Raw genomic sequence first — 25,166 nt, 5'->3', positions numbered from 1 at the left:
TGTATCAGTTTGTTTCAGTCTGCGCCTTGGGCAGGCGGATGGTGGCGGCGAGCCCGCCGCCCCCGGCGTTGGCGAGGGTCAGCGCGCCGCCATGGGCGGCCACCGCGTCCCGGGCGATGGTGAGGCCGAGGCCCACCCCGCCAGTGGAGCGGCTGCGGGAGGCGTCCAGCCGCACGAACGGTTCGAGCACGGCGGCGAGCTGGTCCTCGGGAATGCCGGGGCCGTTGTCCCGCACCGTCAGGACCGCCTCGGCGCCGGTATCCACGAGGGTGACATGGGCCGTCCCGCCATAGGCCAGCGCATTCTCCATCAGGTTGGACACCGCGCGCTTGAGGCTGACGAGGCGGCCCTCGACCACCAGGCGCGGCGGCGCCGAGAGGTCGGCGGAGCGGCCCCGGTCGCGGGCGTCGTCCACCACGGTTTCCACCAGCGCCACCAGATCGAGGGCGCGCACCGGCTCGCTGGCGGCTTCGCCGCGCAGATAGGACAAGGTCGCCTCCACCATCTGCTCCATCTCCGCCACGTCGGCGGCCATGGCGGCGCGCAGGCCGGCGTCGGGCACGTCCTCCAGGCGGAAGCTCAGCCGGGTCATGGGGGTGCGCAGGTCGTGGGAGACCGCGGCGAGGGCCTGGGTGCGGCGTTCCATCAGCTCGGCGATGCGGGCCTGCATGCCGTTGAAGGCGTGGGCCAGCTCCCGCACCTCCCGGGGGCCGGTCTCGGGAAGCCGGGCCATCGGCGCGGCGGGCGGCAGGGCCGCCACGGTCCGGGCCATGGCCCGCAGCGGCCGGGTGAGCCAGGCGGCGATGGCCAGCGACAGCAGCAGCACGCCCGCCGCCATGAGCGTGGTGGACAGCAAGGACCCATGCGTGCCCGCCGCCTGCGGCACGGAGGCGAACAGGCGCGCGTTCAGCCAGCTTCCATCCGGCAGGCGCACGGCGATCAGGCTGAGGTGCGGATCGCTGCCCGCGCCCACCTGGATGTCCCTGGGTCCGAGGTCGGGGGCCAGCGTGCGCACGTCGTCGGCGAGGCGTTGCCATCCCTCCCCGGCATGGGCGCCGGAGGCGGCCATTGCCTCCCGGCTCCAGTGCGCATCGACAGCGCCGCCGGACAGCTCATGGGCCACGTCCTCGCGGCTGTCCGGCGCCGCCGCCGCCAGCGACCGGCGCAGCGCGACGATCTGGTCGGCGAGGCGGATGGCGTGGGCGGCGTGGCGCTCGCGCTCCCTGGCGTGCTCATAGGTCCACAGGCTGAGCACATGGACGACGACGATGCCCGCCACCGCCACCACGGCGGTGCGCACCGCGAGGCTGTCGAGGGCGCGGATCACGTGCGCTCCACCTCCGGGGCGAAGAAATAGCCGGCGCCGCGCACCGTCTTCACCATCTCCGGTCCGCCGTGGGAGTCGAGCTTCCTGCGCAGCCGGCTCACCTGGATGTCGATGGCCCGGTCGAAGCCGGTGGCGGTGCGGTTCTTGGCGGCGTCCATCAGCTGGTCGCGGGTCAGCACCCGCTGGGGGTGTTCCAGGAAGGTCAGCAGCAGGTCATATTCCCCGGTGGAGAGGTCCACCACCGCGCCCTCGGGCGTGGTCAATTCCCGCCGCCGGGTGTCGAGGGTCCAGCCGGAGAAGGCGAGCCGTGTGCCGGAGGCGCCGGCGCCGCCGGCCGGGCGCGCGCGCCTCAGCACCGCGTGGATGCGCGCTAGCAGCTCGCGCGGGTTGAACGGCTTCGCCAGATAATCGTCGGCGCCCAGCTCCAGCCCGACGATGCGGTCCACCTCGCCGCCGCGCGCGGTGAGCATGATGATGGGCACGCTGGAGGTGCGGCGGATGTCGCGGCACAGGTCGAGCCCGCTCACGCCCGGCAGCATGACGTCGAGGATCACGAGGTCCACCGGGCCGGTGGCCAGCGCCTCCCGCATCTCGCGGGCATCGTGCGCCGAGGTGACCTTGTGGCCGTGCTCGCGCAGGAACTTGCCGGCGAGGCGGCGGATCTCCGCGTCGTCGTCGACGATCAGGATATGGGCTTCGGGGGACACGGCGTCATGGACTCCTCGGGGCGCCCCGCGCGCCGCGGAGGCCTCCTTCTATCCCGGCGTGGCGGCCGCGCGATACAGGAATGCCGGCGCCCGGCGCCGGTGATGTCCGCGCGGCTCACCCCTCGCCCCCGCCGCCCGGAGCCGGTTCCGGGGGCTTGGCCGCCCGCGCCGTGCCGGCCTCGATTTCCCCGACGACCCGCCGCAGGGCCGCGAGGTGGCGGCCGGCGGCGGTCTCGATGCTCATGGCGGAGGCCATGTAGACGAGGCCGAGGCAGCCGATCAGCCCGCCGCCGCCGCGGATCGGCACGGCGATGCCGGCCACCTTCGGCTCCTCGGTCCAGGCCATGTAGTTCTCGCCATAGCCACGCTGCACCACGCGGGCCAGCAGATCGTCGAGCGCCGGCCGGTCGCGGGCGAGGCGATACTCCACCTTCGGCCGCCGGGCGAGGAGCTCGATGATGCTCTCGCGCTCCGCCTGCGGACAGAAGGCGAGATAGGTGAGGCCGCTGGCGGTCTGCAGCAGCGGCAGGCGGCGTCCGATCATGGAGCGGTGGAACGACAGCTTGCTGAAGCGGTGGGTGGTCTCGCGCACCACCATGGCATCCACGTCGAGGGTGGTGAGGTCGGTCGGCCACACCACCTCCTTCAGCAGTTGGCCCAGAAGCGGCGATGCCAGGGCGGAAATCCATTGCTCGTCGCGAAAGCCCTCGCTGAGCTCGCGCACCCGGAGGTTCAGGTAATAACGCTCATCCGAGCCGCTCCGCCGCACGTAGCCCTCATCGCTGAGGGTCTCCAGCAGGCGGTGCACCGTGGTCCGGTGCAGGTGCGTCAGCGCGGCGAGGCGTGCCACGGTGGCGCCGCCGTCGACGCGGTTCAGCATGTTGAGCAAGGCCAGGCCGCGGCTCAGCCCGCGGACGGTCTTGTAGGGGCTCTCGCCCGCCATGGGGTCCTCCGGCTTTTGGCCCAGCATATCGCAAAAGATCCGTGCGCCTCACCGGACGAGGCGGCGTCCGCCGCGCCGGCCGATCCGCCCGAAAAGGCGCGCGAATGCTCGATCTTGCGCAGCGCGGCAGACTTTCGCGCCGCATTGCGAAATAGAAAATATCTTTTTCTTTCAACAATGTGCACGTGGTGCACGAGAGCCGCGTTTGTTGTTCCCGCGCACCCGCCGCCGCTTCTATTCTGCGCCTCGCCTACAACGAAAAACGCAACCGGGACGGGAGGAGCGCGCTGCCGCGCCATGGCGGCCGGCCGCTTCCACGGTTGAGGAAGCCATCATGACCATCACGCTCAAGTGCCTGTCGCACACGCCGTTGCGTGGGCTCAACGATCCTGGTCCCGAGGTCGTCGCCGAAGTCGACGCGGTGATCGCCGCTGCCCGCGCCGAGGTCGAGGCGTTCGATCCGGAGCTGATCGTGATCTTCGCGCCGGATCACTACAACGGCCTGTTCTATGACCTGATGCCGCCGTTCGTCATCGCCACGGCGGCGACCTCGGTCGGCGACTACATGACCCGGCTGGGGCCGCTGTCGGTGGAGAAGACGCTGGCCGAGAACCTCGCCCGCTTCATCCTCGATCACGACGTGGACATCGCCCTGTCCCACCGGCTCCAGGTGGACCACGGCTGCACGCAGACGCTGGAGGAGCTGACCGGCAGCCTCACCCGCTATCCGGTGGTCCCCATCATCATCAATTCGGTGGCGCCGCCGTTCGCGCCCTATCGCCGGGTGCGCCGGCTGGGCGAGGTGGTGGGCCGCTTTCTCGCCGGCCTCGACAAGCGGGTGCTGGTGGTGGGCACCGGCGGCCTTTCCCACGAGCCGCCCGTGCCGCTGCTCGACGGCGCCCCCGAGGCCATCGGCGAATTCCTCATCTGCGGCCGCAATCCGACGCCGGAGGCTCGCGCCGCGCGCCAGGCCCGCACCATCGCCGCCGGCAAGATCTACGGCACCGAGCTGAGCCCCCAGACGCCGCTCAACGCGGCATGGGACCAGGCATTCATCGATCTCCTGCTGTCCGGCCGGCTCGACGCCGTGGACGACTTCAGCATCGACGACATCTCCCGGGCGGCGGGCCGTTCCACCCATGAGGTGCGCACCTGGGTGGCGGCCTTCGCCGCGCTCGCCGCCGCCGCCGGCGGCTATCGCGCCCGCAGCGACTACTACCGGCCCATCAACGAATGGATCGCCGGCTATGGCGTGATGAGCGCCGAGCCATGCTGACCGCTCCGTCAGCCGTCAACGCCCAGCAAGAAAAGCCAGGAGGAACCCAGATGTTGGACCGGTCGAGTTGCACCCCCACCGAAGCCGTGCTGGTCGCCCGCGCCGAGGCCATGATCCCGTGGCTGCGCGAGAAGGCGGACGCGGTGGAGAAGGCCCGCATGGTGCCCGAGGACACCATCCAGGCGTTCCAGGAGGCGGGCTTCTTCCGCATCCTCCAGCCGCGCCGCTGGGGCGGGTACGAGATGAGCCCGAACGTGCTCAACCGGGTGCTCATGGAGCTCGCCCGCGGCTGCCCGTCGAGCGCGTGGAACGTGATGGTGCTGGGCGTCCATCCGTTCGAGGTGGGCCTGCTCGATCCGCGCTGCGGCGACGAATTGTGGGGCGAGGACGACAGCCGCCTGGTGTCCTCCTCCTACGCCCCGTTCGGCACGGTGACGGCGGTGGACGGCGGCTATCGGCTCAACGGCGAGTGGCTCACCTCCTCGGGCTGCGACCATGCCAGGGGCGGCGCCTTCCTGGGCGGCCGGCTGGTGGAGAACGGCGAGGGCGTGTTCCGCTCGTTCTGGGTGCAGGCGAGCGACTTCGAGATCGTGGACGACTGGCACGTGGTGGGCCTTGCCGGCACCGGCAGCAAGAAGCTGGTGGTGAAGGATGCCTTCGTGCCCGCCTATCGCAGCCACGTCATCGCCGCTTATGGCGAAGACACCCACGGCCACGTGGAAAATCTCTACAAGATGCCGTTCTTCTACGTGTTCTACGCCGCCGTTTCATCGGTCATCGTCGGCATGGCCCGCGGCATGGTCGATCTCTACATCGAGCACATGAAGCCGCGGCAGAACCTGAACCAGGCCATCGGCGCGGCGGTCAACGACCCCTTCATCAAGGGCCGGCTGGGCGAGGCCTCGGCCCGGATCCTGGCCGCCGCGAGCCGCATTCTGCACAACACCGACGAGGCCTGGAGCTACGCCTCCGAGGGCGCGCTGGTGCCGCTCGACGTGCGCGTGCGCCACTTCGCCACCAACCAGTTCACCGGAAGCGAATGCTTCGAGGCGGCGCACATGATCTTCAAGAAGACATCGACGCGCGGCGTCTGGCTGAGCAATCCCATGCAACGCCAGCTGCGCGACATCCTGGTGGGCGCCAACCACATCACCCAGAACCAGGACAATATCGGCGACCTCCTCGGTGGCCAGATGCTGGGCAATCCCATGCCGGCGGCGAACCCGTTCGGCGTGCGCGCGTGAAAGGCCCCGTCATGACATCCCACATCAATCAGCGCCTCGACTGGGCGGCGAACGCGGACCTCAACGGCCTGCCCGTGGTCAGCGCCGACCTGCATCGCGGCGGCATGCGCCATCTCGCCTCCGGCGTGTCGGTCATCACCACCCGCGATGGCGAGACGCCGGTGGGGCTCACCGCCACCGCCGTGTGCTCGGTCACCGTCGATCCGCCGCGCATGGTGGTGCTGGTGAACAAGAAGGTGGCCGCGGCAGACGCCATCCTGGCCAGCGGCGCCCTGTGCATCAACGTGCTGGCCGCCGACCAGGAGCCCCTGGCGCGGGTGTTCGCCGGCATGGTGGAGGGCGTGTTCGGCCCGGCGCGCTTCGAGCACGGGCAGTGGCGGACGCACATTACCGGCGCGCCGGCGCTGGAGGGGGCGCTGGCCACCTTCGACTGCCGGGTGGTCAAGGTGTTCGACGAGAGCACCCATCACGCCTTCCTGTGCGAGGTGCTGGCCGCCCCCGAGCCCGCCGGCGGCGTGCCGCTGATCTATGTGAACGGCGCCTTTCACCGCGCCAGCCCGCTGGAATCCTGACATGGTCCAACCCTTTACCGAAGCCGAGACCAGCCGCTTCGTGCGCGTGCGCGATGGCGAGCGCGAGCTGAACATCCACTACAACGACTGCGATCCCGGCGCCGCGCGCGCCAGCGTGGTGATGCTGCACGGCTCCGGGCCGGGCGCCTCCGGCTGGGCCAATTTCAATCGCAACATCGAACCGCTCGCGGCGGCGGGTTATCGGGTGATCCTGCTGGACTGTCCGGGCTGGAGCAAAAGCGACAGCATCGTCTGCGGTGGATCGCGGTCCCACCTCAACGCGCGGGTTCTGGCGGGGGTCCTCGATGCGCTCGGGCTCGACCGGGTGCATATCCTCGGCAATTCCATGGGTGGCCACAGCGCCGTCGCCTTCGCCCTGGATCATCCGGGCCGCGTGGGCCGGCTGGTGCTGATGGGGGGGGGCACCGGCGGCGTCAGCCCGTTCACGCCCATGCCGACCGAGGGCATCAAGCTCCTCAATGCGCTCTATCGCGCGCCGACCATCGAGAACCTGAAGGCGATGATGGCGGTGTTCGTGTTCGATCCGGGCGACCTCACCGAGGAGCTGTTTCAGGCGCGACTCGCCAACATGCTCAAGCGGCGCGACCACCTGGAGAATTTCGTCGCCAGCCTGGCGGCGAACCCCAAGCAGTTCCCCGATTTCGGCCCCCGCCTCGGCGAGATCGCGGCGCCCACCCTGCTGGTCTGGGGCCGCAACGACCGGTTCGTGCCCATGGACGCGGGCCTTCGTCTGCTCGCCGGCATCTCCGGCAGCGAGCTGCACGTGTTCAACAATTGCGGCCACTGGGCCCAGTGGGAGCATGCCGAGGCGTTCAACGCCCTCGTGCTCCAGTTCCTTTCAAGGTGATCGCAGATGACCGCGCATTCCATTCAAGCGGCGGCGGACCGGCTGGCGGCCGCCGCGCGCGACGGCCGGCCGTGTGAGCCGGTGCGCGACCTGATCGGGCTCGATCTCGACGCCGCCTATCAGGTCCAGTTCCTCAACACCCGCCGCGACCTGGAGGCGGGACGGCGGCTCGTCGGCCGCAAGATCGGCCTGACCTCGAAGGCGGTCCAGCAGCAGCTCGGCGTGCACCAGCCGGATTTCGGCGTGCTGTTCGCGGACATGGAATATGGCGACGGGGAGGAGGTTCCCTTCGCCCGTCTCCTGCAACCGAAGGCGGAGGCGGAGGTGGCGTTCGTCCTCGGGCGCGACATCCTCGCCCGCGATGTCACGCCCACCGAGCTCGTCCGCGCCATCGACTTCGTGGCTCCGGCCATCGAGATCGTCGGCAGCCGGGTGCAGAATTGGGACATCCGCATCTCCGACACCATCGCCGACAATGCCTCCAGCGGCTGCTACGTGATCGGCGGCCCGGTCCGCCGGCTCGACGGCGTCGATCTCGCCGGGCTGGCGATGGTGCTGGAGCGCAACGGCACGGCGGCGTCGTTCGGGGGCGGGGCGGCCTGCCTCGGCAACCCGGCGACGGCGGTGCTGTGGCTGGCGCGCACCTGCGCCGCCCTCGACATGCCGCTGAAGGCCGGGGACGTGGTCCTGAGCGGGGCGCTCGGCCCCATGGTGCCGGCCGTGCCCGGCGACGTGCTGACGGCGCGCATCGGCGGCCTTGGCACGGTGAAGATTTCCATCGGAACGCACAGCACGGCGGAGAAGGACGCATGAGCGCGCCCAGGATCAAATCAGCGATCATTGGTTCGGGGAATATCGGGACGGACCTGATGATCAAGATCATGCGCACGTCGCGCCATCTTGAGATGGGGGCGATGGTGGGCATCGATCCGAAGTCGGACGGGCTGGCGCGGGCGGCGCGGCTCGGCGTGCCGGTGACCCATGAGGGGATCGAGGGGCTGCGGGCGATGCCCGGCTACGGCGACATCGGCGTGGTGTTCGACGCCACCTCCGCCGGCGCCCACATCCGCAACAACGCGCTGCTGCAGCAGGACGGCAAGAAGGTCATCGACCTCACCCCGGCCGCGCTCGGCCCCTTCACCATCCCCGCCATCAATGGCGACGCCAACATCGATCAGCCCAACGTCAACATGGTCACCTGCGGCGGCCAGGCGACCATCCCCATGGTGTATGCGGTCAAGCGCGCCACCCGGCGCCTGATCTATGGCGAGATCGTCGCCTCCATCTCCTCGCGCTCGGCCGGCCCCGGCACCCGCGCCAACATCGACGAATTCACCGAGACCACCTCCAAGGCCATCGAGGTGCTGGGCGGTGCCGAGCGCGGCAAGGCCGTCATCATCCTCAATCCCGCCGAGCCGCCGCCGATCATGCGCGACACCGTCTTCACCCTCAGCCAGGGCGGCGACCGCGACGCCATCGCCGCCTCCATCGAGGAGATGGCCGCCACGGTCCAGAAATACGTGCCCGGATACCGGCTGAAGCAGAAGGTGCAGTTCGAGGAGATCGGCAACAACGCGCCCGTGCGCATTCCCGGCATCGGCTATTCCAGCGGCCTCAAGACCACCATCCTGCTGGAGGTGGAGGGCGCCGCGCACTACCTGCCCGCCTATGCCGGCAATCTCGACATCATGACCTCGGCCGCCCTGGTCACCGCCGACCACTGGGCCGCCAAGATGCTCGCGAAGGAGGCCGCGTGATGGCCCGCCCCAACCCGGACAAGATCTACATCCAGGACGTGACCCTGCGCGACGGCATGCACGCCGTGCGCCACCAGTACGCCCTCGACACCGCCCGCGCCATCGCCCGGGCGCTCGACGCGGCCAAGGTGGACGCCATCGAGATCACCCATGGCGACGGCCTCACCGGCTCCACCTTCAACTACGGCTTCGGCGCCCATGACGATGCCGAATGGATCGCCGCGGTGGCGCAGGTGTGCACCCACGCGGTGCCCACCGTGCTGCTGCTGCCGGGCATCGGCACCGTGCACGACCTGAAGGCGGCGCATGCCGCCGGCGCCCGCTCGGTGCGCATCGCCACCCATTGCAGCGAGGCCGACGTCTCGCGCCAGCACATCGAGGCCGCCCGCGCCCTGGGCATGGACACCGTCGGCTTCCTGATGATGGCCCACATGCTGGAGCCGGCGCAGCTGGTGGAGCAGGGCAAGCTGATGGAGAGCTACGGCGCCGAATGCGTCTACGTGACGGATTCGGCCGGCGCGCTCCTGCCGGAGGACTATTTCGTCCGCGTGCGGGCCATGCGCGACGCGCTGGCGCCGCAGACCGAGATCGGCGTGCACACCCACCACAACCTCACCCTCGGGGTGGCCAATGCGGTGGCCGGCATCGCCGCGGGCGCGGTGCGGGTGGATGCCTCGCTGGCCGGCATGGGCGCGGGCGCCGGCAACGCGCCGCTGGAAGCGCTGATCGCGGTGCTCAACCGCAAGGGCATCGCCACCGGCTGCGACCTCTACGCCCTCATGGACGCCGCCGACGACCTGGTGCGCCCGCTGCAGGACCGCCCGGTGCGGGTGGACCGGGAGAGCCTGGCGCTGGGCTATGCCGGCGTCTACTCCAGCTTCCTGCGCCACGCCGAGACCGCCTCCGGCCTCTACGGCGTCGACACCCGCGAGATCCTGGTCGAGCTCGGACGCCGCCGCATGGTCGGCGGACAGGAAGACATGATCCTCGACGTCGCCCTCGACATCCTCAACGCGCGCAACGCCGCAGAGTAGGGCCCGCCCGTTCCGCCCCCAGGGGGGCGAAGGTCTCGTCCCCGCCGCGCCGATGCGCGGCGGCACAACAGACGCGGGCGAAAAGCCCGCGCGCCAGGGAGAAAACCATGACCCATGCCTTGCCGTCCGGCGCCGCGGGCAACCGCGCGCTCCTGTTCGTGTTTCTCGCCGCGACCATCGAGGGCTTCGACCTGCAGGCGGCCGGCGTCGCTGCGCCGAAGATCGCGCCGGTGTTCCACCTGACGCCCCAGCAGATGGGCCTGTTCTTCTCCTCGGCGACGCTGGGGCTGATGTTCGGCGCGCTGGCCGGCGGCTACACGGCGGATCGCTGGGGGCGCCGGGCCGGGCTCGTCATCGCCCTTCTGGCCTTCGGCATCGCCTCCCTCGCCACGGTCTTCGCCACCTCGGTGGAAATGCTTATCGGCCTGCGGTTCCTGACTGGCGTCGGTCTTGGGGGCGCGCTGCCCAACCTTGTCTCCATCGCCTCCGAGGCGGTCGCTCCGGAGCGCAAGGGTCGGGCGGTGGCGCTGATGTACGCGGGCATGCCGCTCGGCGCGGCGGTGGCGAGCCTCGTCGCCCTGCTCGATTTTCATGGCGACGACTGGCGCTCCATCTTCCTGGTGGGCGGCCTGCTGCCGCTGCTGCTGGTGCCGCCGATCCTCGCCGGCCTGCCGCCGCTGAAGATCGCGCCCCACGGGCCGGCGCCGCGCGTGGCCTGGACCGAGATCTTCCGCCCGGATGCGATGGGAACCACTGTATTGTTGTGGATCACCTTCTTCCTGGGCCTGATGGTGGTGTACCTGCTCATGAACTGGCTGCCGCAGCTGCTGGTGGTGCATGGCTTCTCGCGCAGCGAGGCGTCCCTGGCGCAGATCCTCTACAGCCTGGGCGGGGTCGCCGGCAGCCTCATCGGCGGGCACCTGCTCGACAGCCGCTGGCGCCTGCCGGCGATCGGCATCGCGTTCGCCTTCGTGGCGGCGGCCCTCGCGCTGCTCGGCGTGCTGCCGCCGGTGCTGGCGCTGACCCTGAGCGTCGTGGCGCTGGTGGGCGGCGGCGTGCTGTGCGTGCAGTCGGTGCTCTACGGCGTGGCCCCGCAATGCTATCCGATGGAGATCCGGGGCACGGGCGTGGGCCTGGTGGTCGCTGTCGGCCGCCTCGGGTCCATGGCCGGTCCGCTGCTGGCGGGGGCGCTGGTGGCCTATGGCAGCACGCCGTCGGACGTGATGCTGCTGATGGTCCCGGTCATTCTCGCCTGCGGTGTCGGCACGCTGGCGCTGATCGCGCTGCGGTTCCGGCCGGTGGGGGCGGTGGTTCTCGAGGCCGGGCACTGACCCGGCGGCCGGGGCGCTTCCCCTTGGCGAGGCGCCCCGGCCCGGCCGGCCCGGCGCCGCCTCCCGATGGCGCGGGGCGGCGCGGTCATGTTTTCGGCCCGATGTTGGGGTGATCTTGCGCCGGCGCCGACAGGCGCTGCAGCCGGCGACGCAAGGGCATCCGCATGAACAGTACAAACCCGTTGGCAACCGCCGCGGCGCGGTTCGGGCTCGGTCCTGACCTGTCCGGCGACTGGTCCGGGCCCGACGCGCGCGCGCGGGTGGAAGCGCAGATCGGCGTTTCCCCGGCCACCGGCCTCAGTGACCGGCTGCTGTCGGGCCAGGAGAACGTGCGGCGCTGGCGCACCCTGCGCGAGGCGGCGCGGCAGCAGAAGGCGCAGACCGAAGCGGCGAACCGCGCCATGGCCGGAGGCGGCGCCGAGGTCGCGCCGGCCGTTGCCGCCCCGGCGCCCGCCGCCATGGCGGTGATGGAGAACGGCGCGCCGGTGCGCTGGATCAAGTCCGGCGACGAGTTCCGGGTGCGGGTGCAACGCGCCCTGGCCCACAAGGAGGCCTTGCCGGAACGGCTGGTGCTGTTCTGGTCGGATTATTTCACCGTGGCGCAGAGCGGCAAGAGCGTGCTGGCGCCGCTGGTCGGCCCGTTCGAGCGGGAGGCCCTGCGCCCGCACGTTTTCGCCCCGTTCCGGGTGCTGCTGTCCAAGGTGGTCACCCACCCGGCCATGCTGATCTATCTCGACAACGACCGTTCGTTCGGGCCCAATTCGCGCACCGGGCTCAAGGGCGGGCATGGGCTGAACGAGAACCTCGCCCGCGAGATCCTGGAGCTGCACACGCTCGGCAGCCAGGGCGGCTACACGCAGACCGACGTCACCGCCTTCGCCGCCGTGCTCAGCGGCTGGTCCATGGTGACGAACTTCAAGCGCGACACCTATGGCGCCTGCGCGTTCGAGCCGGCCCACCACGAGCCGGGCCCGAAAACCGTGCTCGGCAAGACCTATCCCGATGTGGGCGGCGAGCAGCTGCAGCTGGTCTTGGACGATCTCGCCCGTCATCCGGCCACCGCCCGGCATGTGTCGACGCGCATGTGCCGCGCCTTCCTCAGCGAGGAGCCGCCGCCGCAGCTGGTGGCGCGCATGGCGCAGGCGTTCCAGCGCACCGACGGCGACCTGGGCGAGGTGGTGCGCGTGATGGTCCGCTCCGACGAGGCCTGGAGCCTGCCGCCGCGCAAGGTGCGCTCACCCATGGAACTGGTCTATGTGGTGGCGCGGCTGCTGAACGCGGTGCCGAACCAGCCGCCGGTGGAGCAGGCCCTGGCCGCCATGGGCCAGCCCTATTTCAGCGCCCCCTCGCCCAAGGGCTGGCCGGACGAGGACAACGCCTGGGCCACCGCCGACGGCATCAAGACCCGCCTCGACTGGGCGCGCAGCGTCGCCGGTGCGTTTCATGCCGCCATCGACATCCGCCAGATCGCCGATGGGCCGCTGCGCGGCGTGCTCAGCGACGAGACCCGCACCACCCTGCTCCAGGCGGAAAGCCAGGAACAGGCCCTGACCCTGCTCATCATGAGCCCCGAACTGCAGAGGAGGTGACGATGGCTGCTGGTGGTCTGACACGGCGCTCTTTCCTGGCCGCGGGCGGGGCGGCGCTGGCGACATCGACGCTCTTCTCCTGGCCCTATGCGCCGCGGGCCTGGGCGGCGGCGGGGCGCGACCCGCGCCTGCTGGTGGTGGTGCTGCGCGGCGGCCTCGACGGCCTGGCGGCTGTGATGCCGGTGGGCGATCCGGATTTCGAGGCGCTGCGGGCCGGCTTCCGCAGCCCGCACCTGGCGCAGGCGCTGCCGCTCGATTCCCTGTTCGCCCTCAACCCGGCGCTGAAGCATCTCGGCGGCCTTTATGCGCGCAAGGAGCTGCTGCTGTTCCAGGCGGTCGCCACGCCCTATCGCGAGCGCTCCCATTTCGACGCCCAGGCGATGCTGGAGAGCGGCTTGCCTGACTTTCGCGGGCGCGCCGAGACCGGGTGGCTCAACCGGGCCCTGGAGCATGTGGAGATCGGCGCGCGGCTGAAGGGGCCGGCGGGCCTCGCCGTCGCGCCCACGGCACCGCTCATCATGCGCGGGGCGGCGCCGGTGGAGAGCTGGCAGCCCCAGGCCTTCAACTATGTGGACGACGACACCCTGCGCCGGCTGATGCGGCTTTACGAGGCGCGCGATCCGGTGCTGGCCGAGGCCCTGTCGGCCGGCGCCCAGGTGGATGGTCGCCTGCTCGGGGTGCAGGCGGTCGGCGAGAAGGCGCGGGCGGCCGACAGCGCGGCGGGGTTCCCGAACGCCATGAAGACCACCGGCCTGCTCATGGCCGCCAGCGACGGGCCGCGCATCGGCGCCATCAGCTTCAACGGCTGGGATACCCACGCCGAGCAGGGCCCCTATGACGGGCGCCTCGCCAAGACCCTGGAATCCCTCGATCAAGGCGTTGCCGCGCTGGAGGAGGGGCTGGGCCCGGTGTGGCGCGACACGGCGGTGCTGTTCATCACCGAGTTCGGCCGCACGGCGCGGGTGAACGGATCGCGCGGCACCGACCACGGCACCGCCACCATCGCCATGCTGGCCGGCGGCGCGGTGGCCGGCGGCCGGGTGATCGCCGACTGGCCGGGCCTGTCGCAGGCGGCCTTGTTCGAGGGGCGCGACCTGGCGCCCACCCTGGACCTGCGCGCGGTGCTCAAGGGGCTGCTGCAGGACCATCTGGACCTGAGCCCGGCGCTGCTGGCGGGCCAGGTGTTTCCGCAGAGCGTCGGCGTCGCGCCCCTGCGCGGCCTGCTGCGGGGGTGATACCATCGGCCGCGGTTTTCGACCGGTGCCAAGTGGGTCCACTCAGATGGTTCCGCTCAAGCGCCGCGCGGGCTTGACCAAAGGCCAAGGAGTCACGCTCACGAGCCTTTGGCATGACCCGGGGCGCCGGGCAAAACCTTTCCGGCGAGAGCCCCTCGCGAAAGGGGCTCCCGTCATGTCCCAGGGCCGCTTGGCCCCGCTGGCGGGGGATGGCGCGTTACCGTTTTCGCGGTCGGCCGCTTGTCCTTGCCCCCTGCCTGCCCCTGGGGCGGATCGAGCGCGGGAGCCGATGCTTGGCGCGGCGGATCGGCCGCGCGTCAGCGGTCGTCTCAGGACAGCTTGCCGGGGCGTCCGCCGCCGGCCGCCAGATGGCGGTGGAGGGTGGAGCGGTGGATGCCGAGCCGGCGCGCCGCCATGGAGATGTTGCCGTTGCAGGCCGCCAGTGCGGCCTGGATGGTGGCCCGCGTCACCGCGTTGAGGTTGTCTGCCGCCGCCGGGCTCGCGGCGTCGCCGCCGGTGGCCTCGGGCCTCGCCGAAACGGCCGGGGCTGCGTGCGCGGCGGCCGGCGGCTGCGTCTCGGCGTCGTCCCGCATCTCGGGGGGCAGGGCGTCGAGGTCGAGGGTGCAGCCGGGCTCGGCGAGGGCGTGCAGCACCTTGAGCGTGCCCACGAACTGGCGGAAGTTGCCGGGCCAGGGCTGGCGCGCCAGCGCTGCCACGCAGGCATCCGAGAGGGCCGGGGCGTCGGCGCTCCCGTCCAGATCGCGCCAGAAGCGCCGCACCAGCGCTTCGCGGTCCGGCAGGTGGCGCAGGGCCGGCAGGGCCACGGTATATTGGGCGATGCGAAAATAGAGGTCGGCGCGGAACCGGCCGCCATCCACCAACTGCTTGAGATCGCGGTGGGAGGCGCAGATCAGACGGAAGTCCACCGCCACCGGCCGGCCGCCGCCCAGCGGCGTCACCTCCCGTTCCTGCAGCACGCGCAGAAGCCGTGTCTGGAGCGCCAGGGGCATGTCGCCGATCTCGTCCAGGAACAGCACCCCGCCGTCCGCTTCCCGCAGCAGGCCCTTGAAGCCGGCGCGGCGGGCGCCGGTGAAGGCGCCGTCCTCATAGCCGAACAGCTCGGATTCGATGAGGCCCTCCGGCAGGGCGGCGCAGTTCACGGCGGCGAAGGGCTTGCCGGCGCGGCTGGACTGGCGGTGCATCTGGCGGCTGAACACCTCCTTGCCGGCGCCGGTCTCGCCCTGGACCAGAACCGGCACGCCGGCGTCGAGCAGGCGGATGGCGCGGCCGAGGGCCTGTTGCGTGGCGGGGTCGAAGCAGGGCTCCGCGCCCGCCGGCGGTGCGGTGCGGGGTGCGGGGGGGCGGGGCGCGGCCGCCTGCGGCGCGGGCGCCTCCACCCGCACATGCAGGGTGTCGCCGGTGACGGAGCGCACCCGGCGGTCCTCTCCGGCGCGGCCGAGGCTGCCGTCGAACAGGTCGGCATAGCGCCGGTTGGCGAGGGCGTCCCAGCCGAGGCCGAGCTGGGCAAGGCCGGGCCGGTTGGCGGCCACCAGCCGATAATCCTCGAACACCAGGATGCCTTCGCGGCTGGTGCCGAGGAAGCTGGGGTCGGAATGGAAGCGCACCACGGTATGCCCGGGGAAGGCGCCCTCGAACAGGCGGTGTTCCACCTGCCCCACGGCCAGGCGCACCAGCCCCAGCGCGTGCATCTGGGCGACGGCGGCCGGGCCCGACACGTCGAGCAGGCCCACCACCTCGCCGAACGGATCGAGGATGGGGGCGGCGGCGCAGCTCAGGATGCCATGGGCCTCGGCATAGTGCTCGGCGCCGCGGACCTCCAGCGCCCGGCGTTCCACCAGGGCGGTGCCGATGGCGTTGGTGCCGAGCGCGGTCTCGCTCCAGCTCACGCCGGGCAGCAGCGCCACCTTGGCCGCACGGTCGGCGAAATCGGCGGAGCCCACCGTGTCCAGCACCAGCCCGGTGGGGTCGGTGAGGATGACGATGGAGCCGGTGCCGGCGGCCTCGGCGTGAAGCGCCTCCAGCTCCGGGCGGCAGCGCCGGCGCAGCGCCTCGGCCTTCTCCCGGCGCTGGCGCAGTTCGTTGGCGGCGAGGGGCTCGGCTGGCAGCCGGCCGCCGGTGGGCAGGCCGCGCGCGGCGCAGCGGGTCCAGGAGCGCAGGATGGGCGGCGCCACCCCGTCCGCGACCGCCTCGCCGGAAAAGAAACGGTGGCGCGCTTCCGCCACGGCCTGGGCCGAGAACAGGTGGGCCTCGGAGAACGGGACGGTCTGAAGCATCGGCACCTCGGGTCGGTTTCGCTCCCACGCGACACCTGTCGCATTCTGCAACACCTGTCGCGGCCACTTTGTTCTTATGGGCGACAGTCTTGCACCAGGATTTGCGTCCCGTCCAGCGGTGGCCGCCCGGAGGCCCCCAAGTGTTGCCGCACGTTGGTGTGACGCAATAACTTACCGCACTGCAAGAACAAAAGTTCGGGCTGGCGGCGGCAACTGGCACGGGGAGTGCGATATGATGCGCGAACCCAGAAACGGGAGGAAACCATGAATAAGCCAGAGTTCCTGACCAAGGACAAAGCCTCGCCCTTCAAGGCCCGCTACGGCAACTTTATCGGCGGCACCTTCGTGGAGCCGGTGAATGGCCGCTACTTCGAGAACATCTCGCCCATCAACGGCAAGGTGATCTGCGAGGTGGCGCGGTCCGACGAGCACGATATCGAGAAGGCGCTCGACGCCGCCCACGCCGCCCGCGAGGCCTGGGGCCGCACCCCGGCCGCCGAGCGCGCCCTGGTGCTGCTGCGCATCGCCGACCGGCTGGAGGAAAACCTCGACCTGCTGGCGCTGGCCGAGACCTGGGACAACGGCAAGCCGATCCGCGAGACCACGGCCGCCGACATTCCCCTCGCCATCGACCATTTCCGCTATTTCGCGGCCTGCGTGCGCGCCCAGGAAGGGGCGCTCTCCGAGATCGACCACGACACCATCGCCTATCACTTCCATGAGCCGCTGGGCGTGGTGGGCCAGATCATTCCCTGGAACTTCCCGATCCTGATGGGTGCGTGGAAGCTGGCGCCGGCCATCGCCGCCGGCAATTGCGTGGTGCTGAAGCCGGCGGAGCAGACCCCGGCTTCCATGCTGCTGCTGGCCGAGCTGATCGCCGACCTCCTGCCGCCCGGCGTGCTCAACGTCGTGAACGGCTTCGGCCTGGAAGCCGGCAAGCCGCTGGCCTCCTCCACCCGCATCGCCAAGATCGCCTTCACCGGCGAGACCGGCACCGGCCGCCTCATCATGGGCTATGCCAGCCAGAACCTCATTCCGGTAACGCTGGAGCTGGGCGGCAAGTCGCCCAACATCTTCTTCTCCGATGTGGCGGCGGAGGACGACGACTTCTTCGACAAGGCCATCGAGGGCTTCGTGATGTTCGCCCTCAACCAGGGCGAGGTGTGCACCTGTCCCAGCCGCGCGCTGATCCAGGAGAGCATCTATGACCGCTTCATGGAAAAGGCGCTGAAGCGCGTCGCCGCCATCACCCAGGGCTCGCCGCTCGACCCGGCCACCATGATCGGCGCCCAGGCGTCCTCCGAGCAGATGCACAAGATCCTGAGCTATATCGACATCGGCCGGGCGGAAGGGGCCAAGGTGCTGGCCGGCGGCGAACGCAACGTGCTGGAGGGCGACCTGTCCGACGGCTTCTATGTGAAGCCCACGGTGTTCCTCGGCACCAACTCCATGCGCATCTTCCAGGAGGAGATCTTTGGGCCGGTGGTGTCCGTCACCACCTTCAAGGACGAGGCGGAGGCGCTGCACATCGCCAACGACACCCTGTTCGGTCTCGGCGCCGGCGTGTGGACCCGTGACGGTTCGCGCGCCTACCGCTTCGGCCGCGCCATCGAGGCCGGGCGCGTGTGGACCAACTGCTACCATGCCTATCCGGCCCATGCCGCCTTCGGCGGCTACAAGCAGTCGGGCATCGGTCGCGAGACCCACAAGATGATGCTCGACCACTACCAGCAGACCAAGAACCTGCTGGTGAGCTACTCGCCGAAGAAGCTCGGCTTCTTCTGATCCGAACCCGGCGGGGGCGCGGGGGCTCCCGCCCCGCCGGACGGAACCGATGGTTCGTGGCGTCGTTGAGTGAGCAGCGGACTTCAGCCCGTCGCCGGCGACGTCTCGGATGAGACACCGACACCAGCGCGCAAGGAGGACCAGGCGGCCATGCATCAGACCGGAGACCAGCTTCCCCCTGGTTTCCGGTGGCCGTCTTCTGCCGTCCCCTGCGTTCCAACCGTCTCGCGGCGTGGCCGCCGGGGTGCCGGCTGTTCGCGCCGCATCGTCGTTTCGCAATCACCAGTCCGCAATCACCACCGCGGCTGGCCATCCCGCGGCGGCCGGCGTGTAGAGGGCGCGGCGCGGGTGCCGCCCTTTCAGCCTCGTCGCGGCCTCGGCAGCGGGGCGGGGGCCGGGGGAGTGGTGCGCGCATCCACACGCGTGAGGTCGAAAGGGAAAATCATGACCAGGACCATGAAGGCTGCAGTCGTCCATGCGTTCGGACAGCCCCTGTCCATCGAGGAGGTGCCGGTTCCGACCCCGGGGGCCGGGCAGATCCTGGTCAAGATCGCGGCCAGCGGCGTGTGTCACACCGACCTGCATGCGGCCGAGGGCGACTGGCCGGTGAAGCCGAAGCCGCCGTTCATTCCCGGCCATGAGGGCGTCGGCACGGTGGTGGGCGTCGGCGCGGGCGTGAAGCATGTGAAGGAGGGCGACCGGGTCGGCGTGCCGTGGCTCTATACCGCGTGCGGGCATTGCAGGCATTGCCTGGGTGGCTGGGAGACCTTGTGCGAGGAGCAGCAGAACACCGGCTATTCGGTGAACGGCGGCTTCGCCGAATATGTGGTGGCGGACCCGAACTTCGTCGGGCACCTGCCGGCCTCGGTCTCGTTCACCGACATCGCGCCGATCCTGTGCGCGGGCGTGACGGTCTACAAGGGCCTGAAGGTCACCGACACCAAGCCCGACGACTGGGTGGTGATCTCCGGGATCGGCGGCCTGGGCCATCTGGCGGTGCAATATGCCAAGGCCATGGGTCTCAACGTGATCGCGGTGGACATCGACGACAGCAAGCTGGAACTGGCGCGCACTCTGGGCGCTGCCCTCACCGTCAACGCCCGTGCCGCCGATCCGGTCGCCTTCGTGAAGAAGGAGGTGGGCGGCGCCCAGGGCGTGCTCGTCACCGCCGTGTCGCCCAAGGCGTTCGAGCAGGCCATCGGCATGGTCGGGCGCGGCGGCACGGTGTCGCTCAATGGCCTGCCGCCCGGCGACTTCCCGCTGTCCATCTTCAACACGGTGCTGAACGGCATCACCGTGCGCGGGTCCATCGTCGGCACCCGGCTGGACCTGCAGGAGGCGTTGAACTTCGCCGCCGAAGGCAAGGTGAAGGCCACCATTCACACCGACCGGCTGGATAACATCAACACCATCTTCGCCCGCATGCACAAGGGCGACATCCAGGGCCGCATCGTCCTCGATTTCGAGGCCTGATGGCCGGCGCGGGAGCGGCTCCGCCTGGGCGGAAGCCGCTTTCGCGCCGCAGGCCGTCCCCGGCGGGGCGGGGATGGTTCTGCCTAAGATTTAATCATCGGTGCGCAGTGTCGGTTTGGCGCCCGAAAATTGGCCTCTGCCTTGCTCCTCTCTCCTCGACTTTAGGTCGATGGAGAGGTTGGAATGTCTGACGATGTCCTGCATCCGGTCGTCGTAGCGAAGAAGACCGTCGAGGCGAGCAACATGGTCTCGCTGGAACTGGTGGACCCCTCTGGCGCCGAGCTCCCGGCTTTCTCGCCCGGAGCGCACATCGACGTCACGATCCCCGGTGGCCTGGTGCGCCAGTATTCGCTCTACAACAGCGCCGGCGAGCGCCATCGCTATCTCATCGGCGTGTGGAAGGATGCCAACAGCCGCGGCGGCTCGGTGGCCCTGCACCAGGCGGTGAACGTGGGCGACACCCTGCAGGTGAGCGCTCCGCGCAATCGCTTCAAGGTGCCGCGCGACACCGCGCGGGCGGTGCTGGTGGCCCGCGGCATCGGCGTCACGCCCATCCTGAGCATCGCCGACCACTTGAAATCCAAGGGGATTCCGTTCGAGCTGCACTATGTGTTCGCGGGCGGCTCGCCGGGCTCGTTCAAGGGCACCATCGAGGCGTCCAGCTTCGCCGGCGACACCACCTTCTATCTGGAAGGCACTCAGCCGGTCTTCAATCCGGCCACCTTGCTCGCCGACCGGCCGGACGACACCCATCTGTTCGTCTGCGGCGTGGACTGGTGGATGGACCCCATATCCAAGGTGGCGCAGCAGAAGGGGTTCGGCACCAACCGCATCCACATGGAGCGGTTCGGCGGCAAGGCGCCGGCGCCGCTGCTGGACAAGGTGTTCTCGGTGAAGGTCGCCTCCTCCGGCAAGAGCTACGAGATCCCCGGCGACAAGTCGGTGTCCGCGGCCCTTGAGGCGGCGGGCGTGAAGATCCCCACCTCCTGCGAGCAGGGCGCCTGCGGCACCTGCAAGGTGAAGGTGCTGGAGGGCGAGGTGGAGCATCGCGACAAGCGCCTGTCCGCGGCCCAGCGCGAAGAGGGCTGGATGCTGGCGTGCGTGTCGCGTGCCAAAAGCGACCTTCTGGTGTTGGACATCTGACACGTCGCGGCTGGGGCGATCCGGAGGGATGGGCCCGGCCGCGACCTTAGGTTTCTTGATACCAGCCGGCGGGGTGCCGGCGTGGTGAAAAAGAGCGCGGTGGCCGGGGAAATTTTGAGCACCGGCGCCGGAGAGGCCCGCCTCGGCGGCCGCCGGCATCCAGCAGGAGGCGGCCGATGGCGAGCGAGCAGGACCTGTGGCGGACCGCCTGGATCATCGCCGAGCAGTACGGCGCCGAGGGCGTGGGCTTTGCCGCCAGCATGGCGCAGAGCTTCGAGATCGGCGGGAAGACGCAGGACCAGCAGACGTGGCTCGCCATCATGCAGAAGGTGGAGGAACTGACGCGCGAGGCGGCCGGCGGCCGGCAATAGAGCGGCGGCCGGACCCGCTCGGGGCCGGGGCGTGGTGTCGGTGGGGTCGGTCAGCGCGCGTCGGCGGCGTGCATCAGGCTCAGCAGGCCCTTGAGCAGGGCCAGGGGGCTCGGCGGGCAGCCGGGAATGCGCAGGTCCACCGGCAGCGCCGCGTCCACTCCACCGAGCACCGCATAGCTGCCGGCGAATGCGCCGCCATCGATGGCGCAGGCTCCCGCCGCCACCACCCATTTGGGCGCGGGTGTCGCGGCATAGGTGCGCCTCAGCGCCTCTTCCATGTTCCGCGTGACGGGCCCGGTCACCAGCAGCACGTCGGCATGGCGGGGCGAGGCCACGAACCTCAGCCCGAACCGCTCCAGATCGTAGAACGGGTTGGAGAGGGCGTGGATCTCCAGCTCGCAGGCGTTGCAGGAGCCGGCATCCACCTGCCGGATCGCGAGCGAGCGCCCGAGCCGGGCGGTGGCGACATCGCCGAGCGCGGTGGCCAGCGTCGCGATCTCGTCGGCGTCCGGCGCCGCCTCGGTGAGGGGACCGGCCAGAAGGCCCTTGAGCAGGATGTTGCGCATTGCCGCCCTCTACAGGTCGTGGCCCGCGTAGGAGCAGTTGAAGGATTTGTTGCACAGGGGGAAATCGGCCACGATGTTGCCCTCGATGGCGGCTTCCAGCAACGGCCATTGGAACCACGAGGGGTCGCGCAGGTGGGCGCGGTCCACCCGCCCCGCGCCATCGAGCCGGACATAGGCGAACACATCGCCCCTGAATCCTTCCACCAGGGCGGTGCCCTCGCCCGGGCCGGCCTCCACCGCCGCCCGCGCCGGACCCGCCGGCAGGGTGTCGAGGATGCGGGAGACCAGGGACAGGCTCTCCTCGATCTCCTGGATGCGGACCCAGATGCGGGCGTTCACGTCGCCCTCGTGGCGCACCGGAACGGCGAAGGGCAATTGGTTGTAGGGCGGGTAGGGAAAGGCCCGCCGCGCATCGAACGCGCGCCCGCTGGCGCGCCCGATGAAGCCACCGGCGCCGAACCGGCGCGCCAGCGCGGCCTTGACGACGCCGGTGCCCACGGTGCGGTCCTGGAGGGAGGCGGTGGCGTCGTAGAGCTTCACCAGTTCCGGGAACGCGGCGCGGGCGGTCTTGACCAGTCCCCGCAACGCCCTGATGCCGGTGGCGTCGATGTCCACGGCGAGGCCGCCGGGCACCACCGCATCCATCATCAGCCGGTAGCCGAAGGCGGCCTCGCTGGCGCGCAGCACCCGCTCGCGCAGCACGCTGCAATGGGCCAGCATGAGCGCGAACGCCGCGTCGTTGCAGATGGCGCCCACGTCGCCGAAATGGTTGGCGAGGCGCTCCAGCTCCGCCATCAGCGCCCGGAGCCAGATGGCGCGGGCGGGGACCGGCGTGCGCCGGGCCGCCTCCACCGCCCGGGCGAAGGCGAGGGCGAAGCCCACCGTGCTGTCGCCGCAGGTGCGCCCGGCGAGGCCGGCCGCGCTTTCCAGTGAGGCCCCGGCCATCAGGCCGTCGATGCCTTTGTGGACGTAGCCCAGGCGCGCCTCCAGGCGCACCACCGTTTCGCCATGGGCGCTGAAGCGAAAGTGGCCGGGCTCGATGATGCCGGCATGCACCGGGCCCACCGGAATCTGGTGCAGCGCCGCGCCCTCGGCGGCGAGGAAGGGATAGGGCCCGGCCGGGGCGCCGGTGGCGGCCGGGCCGAGCGGCGCGGCGATGCCCCAGCGGCCATGGTCCAGCCACGGCCGTTCGTCCGGCGCGTGGTCGGGCTCCAGGCCATAGAGATCGCGCACCGCGCGTTCCAGCCGCTGGGCCGGCGGATGCACCCGCCCGACCGAGGGAAAGCGCCGGTCCGGACAGGGGCAGGTGGCGATGCCGGCCTCGCCGGTGGCCTCGTCCAGCACCGCCATGTGCACGGCATCGCGGTCGCCCCAGAGGGACACCAGGGTGAAGCGGCCCTGGGCGAGGTGGCCCGCCAGCGCCGACCAGTCGCCGGCGGCGAGCACCGCGCGGGACCAGGGGCGGCAGGCGGGCGCGCCGCGCGCGCCGGCGGAAAGAAGGGCGGTGAGGCTCTGCATGCGATGCCTATCCCAGGAGCTGCGCCACGTGCTGGAACCATGCCACCAGGGGCGCCGGCAGATAAAGGCCGGCGCCGAGCACCAAAGCGAGATGCGTCACCATGGGGACATAGGAGGCCTTCACCGGGGCGGTGCCGGGCGTGGGCGCGCCGAAGGCGAGGCCCGACAGCTTCAGCATCAGCGCGCCGAAGGCGAGCAGGAGGCCCGCCACCAGCGGCAGCGCCAGCAGCATCGCCGGGAACGGCGCGGCGAAGGTGGAGGTGACGAGCAGGAACTCGCTCATGAACACCCCGCCCGGCGGCAGCCCGGCGATGGCCAGCACGCCGATCACCAGCGACCAGCCCAGCGCCGGGTGGGAGGTGGTGAGGCCGCGGATCTCCGACAGCCGCTGCGTGCCCTTCACCTGCACGATGTGGCCGACGGCGAAGAAGATGGCGGACTTGGTGAGCGAGTGCATCACCATGTGCAGCAGGCCGGCGAAATTGGCCAGCGGCCCGCCGATGCCGAAGGCGAAGGCGATCAGCCCCATGTGCTCGATGGACGAATAGGCGAACAGCCGCTTGATGTCGCGCCGGCGATAGAGGGTCGCGCCGGCGATCAGCAGCGAGCCAAGGCCCATGGCGATCAGCAGCGGCCCCGGCGCCAGCGCGCCGGGATTGAGCGCCAGCAGCAGCTTGAAGCGCAGCACCGCATACAGCGCCACATTCAGCAGCAGGCCGGAGAGGACGGCTGAAATGGGGGTCGGGCCCTCCGCGTGGGCGTCGGGCAGCCACGCATTGAGGGGCGCGAGGCCGACCTTGGTGCCGTAGCCGAGCAGCAGGAACACGAAGGCGAGATTGAGCAGCGCCGGGTCGAAGTCCTTCACCCGGGTCACGAGCACGGTCCACACCATGCCGTCCTGGCCCTCGCCCACCACCGGCTGGGCGGCCATGTAGACCAGGATGGTGCCGAACAGCGCCAGCGCGATGCCGACCGAGCCCAGCATGAAATATTTCCACGCCGCCTCGATGGCCCCCGGCGTGCGGTAGAGGCCGACCATGAGCACGGTGGAGAGGGTGGCGATCTCGATCGACACCCACATGACGCCGAGATTGTTGGACACCAGCGCCAGGGTCATGCCGAACGTCAGCACCTGGTACATGGCGTGGTAGATGCGCAGGTTGGCCGGGGTGAGGCGGCCGGTCTCCACCTCGTGGGCGATGTAGGTGGCGCTGAACACCGCCGTGGTGAAGGCGACGAACGTGTTCAGGAGGATGAACACGATGTTGAGGTCGTCCACCAGGATATAGGGGCCGGCCTCGGGCCGCTGGACCAGCAGGCCCAGGGCGGCCAGGAAGGTGACGGCGCAGGCGCCGGCATTGATCCACGCGCCGGAGCGGTGGAAGGGCCACAGGGCGAGCACAACCGCCGCCAGTCCCGGGGTGGCGAGCAGCAGCGCGGTGCTGGAGGGCAGGGTCATGACCGGCCTCCGCGGAACCGGTCGAGCGCGTCCACGTCCACGGTGTCGAAGCTCTCGCGGATGCGGAACAGGAACACGCCGATGACGATGAAGGCGATGAGCACCGAGAACGCCACCGAGATCTCCACCACCAGCGGCATGCCCTTGGCGCCGGCGGCGGCCAGGATCAGGCCGTTTTCCAGCGACATGAAGCCGATGATCTGGCTGACCGCGTTGCGCCGGGTCACCATCATCAGCAGGCCGAGCAGCACCACCGACAGGGCGAAGGCGAGGTCCTCCCGCGCCAGCGGGTCGGAAGTGGCGGTCACCGGCAGCATCACCACCAGCGCCAGCGCCACGAGGCCGATGCCGGCCAGCATGGTGGGGCCGGTGGACACCACCGTCTCCACCTGCCGATGAATGCCGAGCCGGGTCACCATGCGCCGCAGGGCGAGGGGAATGACCAGCCCCTTGAACACGATGGCGATGGCGGCGGTGACATAGAGGTGCGGCGCGCCGTGGGCATGGGCCTGCCAGGCCACCGAGGCGGCCAGCGCCACCGCCTGCAGCGCGAACACGTTGATGAGGGCGGGCAGGCGGCCCTGGTACAGCATCATCAGGCTGATGAGCACCATCGCCCCCGCCAGCAGGTGGGCGATGTCGAACACGAACTGCGGCGAGATGGGCTGCGGCAT

The 25,166-nt window shown here is 70.5% G+C and carries 22 protein-coding genes; 14 read left to right on the top strand and 8 right to left on the bottom strand.

The genetic code is table 11. The features are described 5' to 3' along the window. Window positions 1-4: 4 nt before the first annotated feature. The 3 genes from V5F53_RS16650 to V5F53_RS16640 all read right to left on the bottom strand — a co-directional run bounded on the left by V5F53_RS16650 (window position 5) and on the right by V5F53_RS16640 (window position 3,004). Window positions 5-1,327 carry an ATP-binding protein gene (locus V5F53_RS16650; protein WP_393998764.1) on the bottom strand — a complete coding sequence of 441 codons (1,323 nt, stop codon included), beginning with the start codon at window positions 1,325-1,327 and terminating at the stop codon, window positions 5-7. Then, window positions 1,324-2,034 (bottom strand): response regulator, encoded by a 711-nt coding sequence (locus V5F53_RS16645; protein ID WP_393998763.1) that lies wholly within the window; start codon window positions 2,032-2,034, stop codon window positions 1,324-1,326. Before V5F53_RS16645 ends, V5F53_RS16650 begins: the two co-directional genes overlap by 4 nt. A 115-nt stretch (window positions 2,035-2,149) precedes the next feature. Next, window positions 2,150-3,004, bottom strand: coding sequence for a DNA-binding transcriptional regulator (locus tag V5F53_RS16640; RefSeq protein ID WP_509212489.1), 855 nt, complete (start codon window positions 3,002-3,004; stop codon window positions 2,150-2,152). A 307-nt stretch (window positions 3,005-3,311) separates the two neighbouring features. On the opposite strand from V5F53_RS16640, the gene V5F53_RS16635 reads away from it, so the two are divergent. From V5F53_RS16635 to V5F53_RS16590, 10 genes are all read left to right on the top strand, one after another. After that, window positions 3,312-4,253 (top strand): 3-carboxyethylcatechol 2,3-dioxygenase, encoded by a 942-nt coding sequence (locus V5F53_RS16635; RefSeq protein WP_393998761.1) that lies wholly within the window; start codon window positions 3,312-3,314, stop codon window positions 4,251-4,253. Window positions 4,254-4,303: 50 nt separating this feature from the next. Then, window positions 4,304-5,497: an acyl-CoA dehydrogenase family protein gene (locus V5F53_RS16630; protein WP_393998760.1), complete on the top strand. Its 1,194-nt coding sequence runs from the start codon at window positions 4,304-4,306 to the stop codon at window positions 5,495-5,497. 11 nt (window positions 5,498-5,508) lie between these two features. After that, entirely contained in the window at window positions 5,509-6,069 is a 561-nt protein-coding gene (locus tag V5F53_RS16625) for a flavin reductase family protein (protein ID WP_393998759.1), read from the top strand. Between the two features lies 1 nt (window position 6,070). Then, window positions 6,071-6,937 (top strand): alpha/beta fold hydrolase, encoded by an 867-nt coding sequence (locus tag V5F53_RS16620; protein WP_393998758.1) that lies wholly within the window; start codon window positions 6,071-6,073, stop codon window positions 6,935-6,937. A gap of 6 nt (window positions 6,938-6,943) precedes the next feature. Continuing rightward, on the top strand, window positions 6,944-7,750 hold the full coding sequence (locus V5F53_RS16615) for a 2-keto-4-pentenoate hydratase (RefSeq protein ID WP_393998757.1): 807 nt from the start codon (window positions 6,944-6,946) through the stop codon (window positions 7,748-7,750). After that, the gene (locus tag V5F53_RS16610) at window positions 7,747-8,694 is read left to right on the top strand and encodes an acetaldehyde dehydrogenase (acetylating) (protein WP_509212487.1); all 948 of its coding nucleotides are present in this window, start codon (window positions 7,747-7,749) and stop codon (window positions 8,692-8,694) included. Before V5F53_RS16615 ends, V5F53_RS16610 begins: the two co-directional genes overlap by 4 nt. Next, on the top strand, window positions 8,694-9,728 hold the full coding sequence (dmpG, locus tag V5F53_RS16605; protein WP_393998847.1) for a 4-hydroxy-2-oxovalerate aldolase: 1,035 nt from the start codon (window positions 8,694-8,696) through the stop codon (window positions 9,726-9,728). Before V5F53_RS16610 ends, dmpG begins: the two co-directional genes overlap by 1 nt. A 107-nt stretch (window positions 9,729-9,835) precedes the next feature. Continuing rightward, window positions 9,836-11,059, top strand: coding sequence for an MFS transporter (locus V5F53_RS16600; protein WP_393994756.1), 1,224 nt, complete (start codon window positions 9,836-9,838; stop codon window positions 11,057-11,059). Window positions 11,060-11,223: 164 nt separating this feature from the next. Continuing rightward, window positions 11,224-12,648: a DUF1800 domain-containing protein gene (locus V5F53_RS16595; RefSeq protein WP_393994757.1), complete on the top strand. Its 1,425-nt coding sequence runs from the start codon at window positions 11,224-11,226 to the stop codon at window positions 12,646-12,648. Between the two features lie 2 nt (window positions 12,649-12,650). Then, the gene (locus V5F53_RS16590; protein WP_393994758.1) at window positions 12,651-13,883 is read left to right on the top strand and encodes a DUF1501 domain-containing protein; all 1,233 of its coding nucleotides are present in this window, start codon (window positions 12,651-12,653) and stop codon (window positions 13,881-13,883) included. A gap of 329 nt (window positions 13,884-14,212) precedes the next feature. On the opposite strand, the gene V5F53_RS16585 is transcribed toward V5F53_RS16590, so the two are convergent. After that, window positions 14,213-16,177, bottom strand: coding sequence for a sigma-54-dependent Fis family transcriptional regulator (locus tag V5F53_RS16585; protein WP_393994759.1), 1,965 nt, complete (start codon window positions 16,175-16,177; stop codon window positions 14,213-14,215). 264 nt (window positions 16,178-16,441) lie between these two features. Here V5F53_RS16585 and adh point away from each other — a divergent pair, with 264 nt between their 5' ends. The 4 genes from adh (at window position 16,442) to V5F53_RS16565 (ending at window position 20,949) form a co-directional block, all read left to right on the top strand. Next, window positions 16,442-17,962: an aldehyde dehydrogenase gene (gene adh / locus V5F53_RS16580; protein ID WP_393994760.1), complete on the top strand. Its 1,521-nt coding sequence runs from the start codon at window positions 16,442-16,444 to the stop codon at window positions 17,960-17,962. A gap of 444 nt (window positions 17,963-18,406) precedes the next feature. After that, on the top strand, window positions 18,407-19,435 hold the full coding sequence (adhP, locus tag V5F53_RS16575; RefSeq protein WP_393994761.1) for an alcohol dehydrogenase AdhP: 1,029 nt from the start codon (window positions 18,407-18,409) through the stop codon (window positions 19,433-19,435). Window positions 19,436-19,618: 183 nt separating this feature from the next. Next, on the top strand, window positions 19,619-20,578 hold the full coding sequence (locus V5F53_RS16570) for a PDR/VanB family oxidoreductase (protein WP_393994762.1): 960 nt from the start codon (window positions 19,619-19,621) through the stop codon (window positions 20,576-20,578). Between the two features lie 176 nt (window positions 20,579-20,754). Beyond that, window positions 20,755-20,949, top strand: coding sequence for a hypothetical protein (locus tag V5F53_RS16565; protein ID WP_393994763.1), 195 nt, complete (start codon window positions 20,755-20,757; stop codon window positions 20,947-20,949). Window positions 20,950-20,999: 50 nt separating this feature from the next. On the opposite strand, the gene V5F53_RS16560 is transcribed toward V5F53_RS16565, so the two are convergent. The 4 genes from V5F53_RS16560 to V5F53_RS16545 are packed head-to-tail and all read right to left on the bottom strand — an operon-like array spanning window position 21,000 to window position 25,166. After that, on the bottom strand, window positions 21,000-21,515 hold the full coding sequence (locus V5F53_RS16560) for an NADH-quinone oxidoreductase subunit B family protein (RefSeq protein WP_393994764.1): 516 nt from the start codon (window positions 21,513-21,515) through the stop codon (window positions 21,000-21,002). 9 nt (window positions 21,516-21,524) lie between these two features. After that, complete coding sequence (locus V5F53_RS16555) at window positions 21,525-23,033, bottom strand: hydrogenase large subunit (protein ID WP_393994765.1); 1,509 nt, start codon at window positions 23,031-23,033, stop codon at window positions 21,525-21,527. Between the two features lie 7 nt (window positions 23,034-23,040). Then, the gene (locus V5F53_RS16550; protein WP_393994766.1) at window positions 23,041-24,492 is read right to left on the bottom strand and encodes a hydrogenase 4 subunit F; all 1,452 of its coding nucleotides are present in this window, start codon (window positions 24,490-24,492) and stop codon (window positions 23,041-23,043) included. Beyond that, on the bottom strand, window positions 24,489-25,166 hold the full coding sequence (locus V5F53_RS16545) for a hydrogenase-4 component E (protein ID WP_393994767.1): 678 nt from the start codon (window positions 25,164-25,166) through the stop codon (window positions 24,489-24,491). The genes V5F53_RS16550 and V5F53_RS16545 overlap by 4 nt, the downstream gene beginning before the upstream one ends.

Source organism: Xanthobacter cornucopiae (assembly GCF_043195065.2).
In the GTDB taxonomy this organism is placed as follows: Bacteria; Pseudomonadota; Alphaproteobacteria; order Rhizobiales; family Xanthobacteraceae; genus Xanthobacter.
The sequence above is the reverse complement of the archived record's forward strand: the minus strand, read 5'-3'. Positions and strand labels throughout refer to the sequence as shown.